Source organism: Paraburkholderia solisilvae (assembly GCF_902859875.1).
GTDB lineage: Bacteria > Pseudomonadota > Gammaproteobacteria > Burkholderiales > Burkholderiaceae > Paraburkholderia > Paraburkholderia solisilvae.
Genome location: NZ_CADIKF010000054.1, coordinates 42,812 through 52,030, shown reverse-complemented (window position 1 = coordinate 52,030; position 9,219 = coordinate 42,812). Strand labels below are relative to the sequence as shown.

Here is a 9,219-nt window from a genome sequence, read left to right as displayed (position 1 = left end):
CGCCGGCCGCCGGCATCACCAGCGCGTCGCCTGGACTCGCGGGGTGCGGCGCCGGCGCGGACTCGCCGTCTTCGCGCTCGACCACCGACAGATTTTCCGGCAGCACGCCCGACACATACACGTCTTCGGTGATGAATTGCGCGAGCGGCCCGGACTGACCGACCGGCGTCAGGTTGATGGTCGGAATGCGCTTGCGCGGATAGACGCCGCAGCGCGCGGTGCCGCCGCAATCGATCACCACCGCGGCCATTTCCGATTCGAGCGGCGGCGCGCGAAACCCGTCGACGACGGTCGCGCCAGTCAGTTCGGCCAGCCGTATCGCGAGTTCCGGAATCTTGCCGCCGGTCACCGCGACGATCTTGCTGCGCTCCGGCGTCGGCTGAATATAGAGCGGGCCGCCCCAGCCGTTCGGCCCACGCTCGACCTTGACGGTCCGATAAGCTCTCGTGTCCATTGCGTTTGTCCCCTTTCGTCTATCGATGCGCGGCGCGCGGTCACAGCTTGATGTTTTCGCGGTGCGCGATAAGCCGCGTGATCGCCTCGGTGAGCACGCCCTTGAGCAGGTTCACGACAAGGCCCACGATCAGATAGAACAAAGCGAGCTTGGGAATCGAAAAAGGCAGCGCTTGCGTTTCCGCGAGCTTCGTGAGCCCCGCGGCCACGCCGAGCCAGACGAACAGTTCACCCGGATTGCAGTGTGGAAAGAGCCCGGTGATCGGATGACACAGCGACACGGCCGAGTCGTAGAACGCGGGCTTGTGCCGCTCTTCGAGAAACACGCCGAACGTGTACGCCATCGGGTTGGTCAGGAAGAACATCGCGAGCAACGGCAACAGCGTATAGCGGGTGATCACGTTCTTCGAGAAAAAGCGCGCGAGCCCTTGCACGCGATGCTCGCCGATCAGCGCGATCAGCGTATAGACCGCGGTGAGCAGCACGATCAGCGTCGGCAGGATACCGGTGACGAAGCCGATAAACACCTTGCCGCCCGCATTGAACACGCCGATAAATGCTTCGGCAAAATGCGTAAGCCAGTCGAGAACGATCACGGCGACTCTCCCAGTGAGTCCAACACATGCACAGAAAGCTCCGTCGAAAAACGGCTAAAAGCTAAACGGCTGCGGACGGAACCGGACGATAAGGCGGCGGACTTTGCGGTTGTGCGGTGCGCTGCGCGCGTTCGAGCGCATCCGCGGCGGCGATCACGATGCTGCGGCGCAGGCCCGCACCCGAGAGCCGCATGCTGAATTCTTCGATGGAAAGGCCGGAAAACCCGGGGTGCGAACGAAACCGGCTAAAGACAGTCGCACCGGACATGCTGAGAAATTCGCGCACACGCAGCGCATCGTCGAGCACGACGATGGCAATGGCGCCGCGCCCGAAGCGGACCTTGCATGCGCCGACGCCGAGAAAGCCGTTGTCCCAGCGGCGCGCCGCCTGGCGCAACGCATCGCCGTAGCGGCGCATCTGAAACCACGATGCGACCACTTGCAATGCCCAGAACACGGCCAAAGCGAGCAACGCTCCACGCACATAGTCCATTGTCGTCTCCTGTATGCAGCGAGTCGGCCGGCGTAAGCGTGCAGCGCCTGCGCCGATTCCGTGCTGACGGAGCCTTCAGCGCGCAGCCCGCTTGCGGCAGACCTCGCGTGGCCCGATGTCGTTGCATCGAGCGGGCTCTCTATGCATGTGTCTCGCGCTTCCGGCGCACGTTATTCTGATGCGACCGGAATGCCAGCGCGTGTGCCGTGAAAACCGCGCGGCGCACGCATGAACATCATGCTCTCCTAATAATACAATTGTTCAATGCCGGCCGAATTGGGGAAAACGCGAGTCGGCCTGCCGGCGAGTGTGCCGACCGGTTGCATTGTCACTCTAATTGCGTGTCGCGTGCAGCCTTTTCGTCGGATGCGTGTTTATCGCGTTGTGCGGGTTGCCCCTCGCGTTGCCGCCTTTACAGCGGGCCTTCATGTGCTTTCCCAGCTGCGTTCGCACTCGCGATGTTCTGTGCGACGATCGCGGCAACGTCATCGCGCGCTTCGACTTGCGGCAGATGGCCGACCTGCGCAAAACGATGCACCGCGACACGCCCCGGCAGGCCGTCCGCGTGCCGTGCCGGCAGGATACGATCCTGCAGACCCCAGACCACGCGCACCGGTATGCGCAGCGCGGCCAGCGCGCCACGCAGATCGAGGCTTTGCGCGCCGTCCGGAAAGAATGTATCGGCGAGCGCGGCGAGGCGCGCGCGTACGCCGGCATCGGCCAGTTGCTGCCCGGCGGTCGTGATGAATCCGTCGTCCAGTTGCGCCGGGTCCGCGAACAGCTCCTTCAGCCATGCGGCCAGGCTCGCGCGCCGCGACGCTTGCGTGATGCCGCGCAGAAACGCCGCATTGCTATCGGGACCGAGGCCGGCGGGCGCGATCAGCGTCAGCGAAGCCACCCTCGTTTGTGCGAGCGGACCCGCGGACGCGGTCGCAAGGGCAAGCGCAATTGCGCCGCCAAACGAATGGCCGACCAGATGACCATGCGTGGCTCCTTCCGCGGCAAGCGTTTCGTCGACGGCCGCGACGATCTCGTCGAGCGTGCCCGCATGCTGCGCGGACGATTTGCCGTGCGCCGGCAGATCGAGCGCGAGCACGCCGAGCGTCGGCGGCGCAATGCGGTTCAACGCGTGGCAGAACGGACGCCAGCTATTGAGCTCAGCCGCAAAACCGTGCAGCAGCACGAGCGGACCTGTTGTGCCTTCGCGCAGCCAGACACGATGCAAAGGCGCGGCGGATGAGCGGGTGACGCGCGGCCTCGACGCACGATCCGGCTCGGTCGAGCCGCGCGCGTCAGGCGTCGTATGCGGTGCAGCAGATGCGGATTCGCGCAGCACATCGCTTGCACCGATCCGGCCGTGCGGGCCCGAGCCGGTCAGGTCCCGCAGACGCATGCCGCGCTCACGCGCGAGGCGCCGCGCGGCGGGCGTCGCGCGCAGGGCGCCGACACCCGCCAGATCCGCGACCGCTTCACCGTCCGTATAGATCCACGCGACCGGCGTGCCGACCGGCATCGACTCGCCGATCACGCCGCTGATATGGCGGATCACGCCGCTTGCCGGCGCGTCGACTTCCATGGTCGCCTTGCTCGTCTCGATCTCGAAGATCACCGTGCCCGCGCGCACCGTATCGCCTTCGTGCACATGCCACGCGGCGATCATGCCTTCGGTCATGTCCATATCGACGCGCGGCAGGATCACTTCGGTCGGCATCTCACGCTCTCCCGCCGACGCAGCGCCGCGCAGCCGCGACAATATCGCCGACTTGCGGCACCGCGGCCTTCTCGAGTTCCGGGTTGTACGGCAGCGGACAATCGGCGCCACCCAACCGAATCACCGGCGCATCGAGATAATCGAACGCATCGCTCTCGCAGACGATCGACGCGATCTCCGCGCCGATGCCGAGCTGCTGCACGCCTTCATACACGCAGATAAGACGCGAGGTCTTCTTTACGCTGCCGATCAGCGCGTCGCGATCGATCGGCCGCACGCTGCGCAGGTCGATCACCTCCGCGTCGATGCCCTCTTCTTCGAGCAATGCGGCCGCCTCCAGCGAACGGATCGACATCACCGAGGTCGCGACGATCGTCACGTCGCGCCCCGCGCGCCGCACCGCCGCCTTGCCGATCGGCTCCGTGTAATAGCCCTCGGGCACCGGGCCTTTGCTCTTGTAGAGCAGCTTGTGCTCGAAGATCATCACCGGGTCCGGGTCGTCGAGCGCGGCGAGCAACAGCCCTTTCGCGTCGTGCGGCGTACTCGGCTGAAGCACTTTCAACCCCGGCACATGCGCGAACCAGGCTTCGAGGCTCTGGCTGTGCTGCGCCGCCGCGCCGGTGCCGGAGCCGGCCGGAAAGCGCATCACGAGCGGCACCGACACCGCGCCGCCCAGCATGAAGCGCAGCTTCGCCGCCTGATTGACGATCTGCTCCATCGCGAGCGTTGCGAAGTCGGAGAACTGGAATTCGTAGATCGGCCGCGAGCCGGTCAGCGCCGCGCCGACCGCGATGCCCGCGCCGCCGAGTTCGGAAATCGGCGTATCCATCACGCGCTCCGCGCCGAAGCGCTGCGCGAGGTCGCCCGTCACCTGAAACGCGCCGCCATACACGCCGATATCCTCGCCCATCACGAATACGCGTTCATCGCGTGCGAGCGCGATCGCGATGCCTTCCTGGATGGCCTGCGCGTAGGTCAGCTCACGCACGTTCGCGTTCATCGCGCGCTCCCGCCGTCGCCGGCGCATCACTGGGCGGATCGCTCGCGCCGCACGATCCGGCTTGCTCCGTGTAGACATCGCGCGTCAGTTCCGCAAGCGACGGCGCCGGGCTGTTTTGCGCAAACGCGAGACCCTCTTCGATCTGCGCTTCGACATCCGCGCGCAGCGCTTGTGCTTGCGCCGCATCGAGCAAACCGTAGCGCAGCAGGTCCTGTTCGAAGCGCACGATCGGGTCGCGCGCGCTCCACGCGTCGATTTCCTCGCGCGTGCGGTAACGGTTGCGATCGCTCTTCGAATGACCGCGCAGCCGGTAGGTCTCGCACTCGATCAGGCTCGGCCCCGCGCCGCCGCGCGCCCGCGCGACCGCCTGTTCGCTCGCGTCGAGCACGTCGGCAAAGCAGTTGCCGTCCACCGTTACGCCAGGCATGCCGTACGCGGCCGCGCGCTGCGCGATATGCGGCACCGCGGTCGAGCGTTCGACCGACATCGACATGCCGTACCGGTTGTTCTCGCACACAAAAATGACCGGCAGCGTCCAGATCGACGCGAAGTTCAGCGACTCGTGGAACGCGCCCTCGTTATTGGCGCCGTCGCCGAAAAAGCACATCACGACCGCGTCGCGTTGCTGCTTGCGGATCGACAGCGCCGCGCCGACCGCGATCGGCAAGCCGCCGCCAACGATACCGTTCGCGCCGAGATTGCCGCGCGCGACGTCGGCGATATGCATCGAGCCGCCGCGGCCGCGGCAATAGCCGGTCTCCTTGCCGAAGAATTCCGCGAACATCCGTTTCGGGTCCGCGCCCTTGCCGATGCAGTGGCCGTGGCCGCGATGCGTCGACGTGATGTAGTCGGCATCGGTGAGCGGCAGCGTCGCGCCAATCGCGCTCGCCTCCTGCCCGATCGACAGATGCATCGTGCCGTGAATCAGCCCGCGCATATAGGCCTGTTCCGCGCTTTCCTCGAAGCGGCGCACGAGAACCATCTTGCGCAACGCGTCGCGCAAGCGCGCGGCGTCGTGGCGGCGATAGACGGCGGGCACGGAACCGGGCAGTTCCGTCGCGGGCTCGGCGAGTGGCGGCATGACAGTCTCCTGCGCGTGCGGCGTGCGTGTGGGGTGCGCGCGGGTGCGTTCAGCGTGCGGGCGGGGTGCGTTCAGGCCGCAGCCGCAGCCGTTGCAACCGCGGCCGCGCCCAGCACCATCTCATCCTGGCGGCGCCGCAACGCGACAATGGCCGACGCGCCATCGACCGCGCAATTGCGGTACGTCAGCAGTTCGCCGCGCCGGATCGGCTGCGTGACCGAACCGTGTTCGATCAGGCCGCACGGCACCGCCTGTTGCGCGCGCGCATCGGCGACCGTCATCGCCCACGCGCGGTACGTGTATTCGCCGATCGCATCGAGCCGCTCGCCCGGCCGCAGGTCTTTCTTCGCAACCGCGCACACTTCGACGACCGGCGCCGGCAGCGGCTCCATATCGGCGCGCCGGTACAGCACCGCACGCGCGCAGGTGAGCGGCACTTCGAGGCTTGTCAGGTGATACGGCCGATAGAACGTGTAGTACGGACCCTTGCCGAGCTTCAGGTCTTCCATGCGCTCGCGTAGCCGCGGATGCGCGAGCTCCGCGACGACGAACACACCGGGCGCGACGCGCTGGCCGATCGTGTAATCGACCACGCCCTTGCGCGACAGGATGCCGCCGTCGGCCTTCGGGCACAGCACGTTGTGCAGAACCTCGAGCGTCGCGCAGGGGCCGTGCATGCCGGGCACGTCCGGCACGAGCCCGGTCGCGTTGCCGATCGCGGCCATTTCGACCGCGGTCTTCGAGCCGTCGACGAATTCGACGAGCATCCGCGGGTTCATGTGGCGACGTTGCGCTTCGGCCATGTAGGCATCCGGTGTCGCGTCGATATTGAGCGGATTGTTCTTGCCCTTGCCGGCCGCGACCACCGGATAACCGAGCGCGCTGACGAACTGGATCAACTCGATCGTCGCGCTCGGTTCGTCGCCCGCGCCGAGCGAATAGACGACGCCAAGGCGCTGCGCCTCGCGCCGCAGATAGGCGCCGATCGTCACGTCCGCTTCGACGTTCATCATCACCAGATGCTTGCCGTGCTCCATCGCGGCAAGGCCGATCTGCGCGCCGACCGCGGGCTTGCCGGTCGCGTCGATCACCACGTCGATCAGGCCGCTCGTGCAGACGAGCTGCGCGTCCTGGGTAATCGCGATATCGCCCGCTTCGATCGCCTGCGCAAGCGCGCCGGCCGTTTCGACCACGCGATAGCCGGTATCCGCGCCGTTCGCGACGCGCACCGCCGCGCATGCGGCGTCCACGCGCAGATCGGCGATCGCGCCGATCGCGAGGCCGTGCATCTGGCGCACCTGCGTGACGATGTCGGTGCCCATTTCACCGCTGCCGATCAGCCCGATGCGAATCGGACGGCCGGTGGCGGCGCGCTGTTCGAGATCGGCGGCGAGGCCGCTGGGGGTGATGTTGTGCATGAACCTGTCTCCCGTCCCGTGCCGCACTACGCCGGGTTGGCGCACCAGCGCTTACCGGCTGTGCGGCGAAAAACGCTTCCGCCGAATCGGCCCTATCGGCGCATCAGCACTTTTGTATTTCATACTAGCAGTATGTTCACGCAATGGACAAGGCCGCGCATGCGGAAAATCGCGTGTGCGCGCTCGGGACTAACCCCTGGATACATGACGCGAAAAACGCGCGCCGCCGCACGCGCGGCAAGCGGCGCGTGCGGGCGCACGGTGCACTGCAAAAAGGGATCTGGAGCGAAGGAGAGAACAGCGAACTTCACGCGCACCGTCACACGATGCGCCGATGCGCCGCACGGCGGGCCGCGCTGAATTTCAGAGAGCGCGCCGCACCGCCGCCACGCGTTACCCGCCGACGACGAGCTTGAGCACGTCTTTCGCGGTGTATTCGTCGGTGATCAGCACGGTCGGCTTGAGCAGTTTCAATGCGCCCGCGAGCGCATGCACCTTGTTTGCGCCGCCGGCCGCCAGCACCCGCACCGGCACTTTCTTGATGATGTCGAGCGGCACCGACATCACACGTTCGTTGATCGGGTGATCGACCAGCTTGCCGTGCGCGTCGAAGAAATTGAACAGCATGTCGCCGACCGCGCCCGCTTTCAGCACCGACGCACGCTCCGCATTCGTGATGAACTTCAATTGATGCGAAGTCTGATCCGCGCCCGTGCCCGCGGCGCCGAGCAGCACCGCATCGAGCGATTTCGCGAGCTCGAAAATATCGGCGAGGCCGCAGCGATCGATCAGCGTCTGCCGCGTCGTCGCGCTGTCGACCAGCAGCGGCGCGGTCATCAGATAGCACTCCGCCTGGAACAGCGACGCGAGCCGCCACGCGAATTCAGCCGGATTGAACTTGCGCGCCTTGATGATGCCGCCGAGCAGCGACACGACGGACAGCCGGTCGACCGCGCGTTCTTCGATAAAGCCGAGCGAACTGACGAGCGTACGACCCCAGCCGACACCGATGCGCATATCCGCGCGCGCGAGCGACGACACATACGCGCCGGTGGCCGCCGCAATCGGCAAGGTTGCATCGGCGCCGCGCGCCGACAGCGGCACCACGATCGCCTCGCCAATATTGAAGCGGCGCTCGAGCAAACGTTCCGCCTCCACGCATTCGGCAAGCCGGTCGCCGATGGTGATCTTCACCTCATTGCGCTCGCGCGCGGCAGCGAGCAGCCGCACGACCGTCACGCGTCCGACCCCAAGCTTCTGCGCGATTTCGTTCTGCGTCATTTCCTCGACGTAGTACATCCACGCGGCGCGCAAACGCAGACGTTGCGTCGGATTCTGCTCATCGGTTTCGACGCTCGCAGCGGAAATATTCGCCTTCGGCAAGCCTGGCTCCTATCATTAAAAAGTTCAGCATTGACGCTGAACAGTTGTGCTATCTTAACTTCAAATGTTTCACTATTGAGGCTTCGTGATTGCTGCATGAGTGGCCTGCATCAGCAGACTTCATGAACGAGGTTTCATCACGCGGGTTCAGCGCCCGGGTTCCATCACCCGCGTGTCATCATCGAGACAGACCCATGGAGACGAAATCGCTGTTGCCGCAGCAGCTCTCCCGAGACATCAGTCAGCTCGGCATCGCGCTGAAGGATTGCGCACGGCAATTGCGCTACGCGGCGCGCAACGTGCCGGGTCCGGTGCGCGGCGAAGGGCCGGGCCTGCCTCGCGCCGCGCGTGCCGCACCCGCGCGGCTCGCCTCGCCGCTCGCGTCGCTCTCGCCGTTGTCGCTCGAATCGGTCGCGCATCTCGCCGACGATCTCCTCGAAAGCGCCGAATCGTTTGCCGGCCATGCGGTGCCGCCGCTGCAGGATCACTGGAAGTCGCCGGTGCCGCTCGCGTCGCTCACCGTTTATCTCGGCGCATCGGGCAGCGACACGAAAGCGCAGCGCAAATTCTCGATGTCGTACTACGCGGCCGCGAAGCGGATGATCATGCAATGCGGCGCCACCGACGTGCTGATTTTCGAACATCGCGTAAGCCACGCGCTCGATCACGCGCGCGCCGCGCTCGCCACCACGCGCGAACGTTCGATCCAGGCGTCGTTTGCCGGCGGCACGGCGGCGGCGAGCGCGCTCGCGCGGCCGTGCGCGCAACTCGCGGCGTCGCTGATCGACCTGCAGCCGATCCGCAGCACGCGCTTCGATACGTTGCCCGACGTCAGCGCGCCGTGGTGGCTCGTCACCGAGCCGAACGCGTATGTCTTCCTGATGCTGACGCTCGCATCGCTCTGCAAGGAAACCTGTCCGAACGGCATCGTCAGCGAGCCCGATGCGGTGCTGCGCTTTTTCGCCGACGTGATCGGCGCGCGCGAAACGGCGCTGCGCACCGCGTTGAAAGAGCGTGACCGGGTCGGCGCACTGGCGGACGAAATCGGCCATGTCGTTTCGCATCTTTGCTGACGGGTTGATTC

General features: G+C 66.1%; 8 protein-coding genes and 1 pseudogene. 1 reads left to right on the top strand and 8 read right to left on the bottom strand.

Features of this window, described 5'->3' with window-relative positions; translation table 11 throughout:
- From HV675_RS26140 to HV675_RS26105, 8 genes and pseudogenes are all read right to left on the bottom strand, one after another.
- A pseudogene (locus HV675_RS26140) lies at window positions 1-454 on the bottom strand (hypothetical protein); the annotation flags it as partial.
- A gap of 40 nt (window positions 455-494) precedes the next feature.
- Window positions 495-1,049 (bottom strand): PTS glucitol/sorbitol transporter subunit IIC, encoded by a 555-nt coding sequence (srlA, locus tag HV675_RS26135; RefSeq protein WP_175114344.1) that lies wholly within the window; start codon window positions 1,047-1,049, stop codon window positions 495-497.
- A gap of 61 nt (window positions 1,050-1,110) precedes the next feature.
- Window positions 1,111-1,542 (bottom strand): transcriptional regulator GutM, encoded by a 432-nt coding sequence (locus HV675_RS26130; RefSeq protein WP_175114343.1) that lies wholly within the window; start codon window positions 1,540-1,542, stop codon window positions 1,111-1,113.
- 412 nt (window positions 1,543-1,954) lie between these two features.
- Entirely contained in the window at window positions 1,955-3,253 is a 1,299-nt protein-coding gene (locus HV675_RS26125; protein ID WP_175114342.1) for an acetoin dehydrogenase dihydrolipoyllysine-residue acetyltransferase subunit, read from the bottom strand.
- A gap of 1 nt (window position 3,254) precedes the next feature.
- Complete coding sequence (locus tag HV675_RS26120) at window positions 3,255-4,253, bottom strand: alpha-ketoacid dehydrogenase subunit beta (RefSeq protein ID WP_175114341.1); 999 nt, start codon at window positions 4,251-4,253, stop codon at window positions 3,255-3,257.
- A complete protein-coding gene (locus tag HV675_RS26115) occupies window positions 4,234-5,334 on the bottom strand; it encodes a thiamine pyrophosphate-dependent dehydrogenase E1 component subunit alpha (protein ID WP_175114340.1) in 1,101 nt (366 codons plus the stop codon). Before HV675_RS26115 ends, HV675_RS26120 begins: the two co-directional genes overlap by 20 nt.
- A gap of 71 nt (window positions 5,335-5,405) precedes the next feature.
- The gene (locus tag HV675_RS26110) at window positions 5,406-6,752 is read right to left on the bottom strand and encodes an NAD(P)H-dependent oxidoreductase (protein ID WP_175114339.1); all 1,347 of its coding nucleotides are present in this window, start codon (window positions 6,750-6,752) and stop codon (window positions 5,406-5,408) included.
- 393 nt (window positions 6,753-7,145) lie between these two features.
- Window positions 7,146-8,135 carry a sugar-binding transcriptional regulator gene (locus tag HV675_RS26105; protein ID WP_217478266.1) on the bottom strand — a complete coding sequence of 330 codons (990 nt, stop codon included), beginning with the start codon at window positions 8,133-8,135 and terminating at the stop codon, window positions 7,146-7,148.
- Window positions 8,136-8,329: 194 nt separating this feature from the next.
- Here HV675_RS26105 and HV675_RS26100 point away from each other — a divergent pair, with 194 nt between their 5' ends.
- A complete protein-coding gene (locus tag HV675_RS26100; protein WP_175114338.1) occupies window positions 8,330-9,208 on the top strand; it encodes a hypothetical protein in 879 nt (292 codons plus the stop codon).
- Window positions 9,209-9,219: the final 11 nt, after the last annotated feature.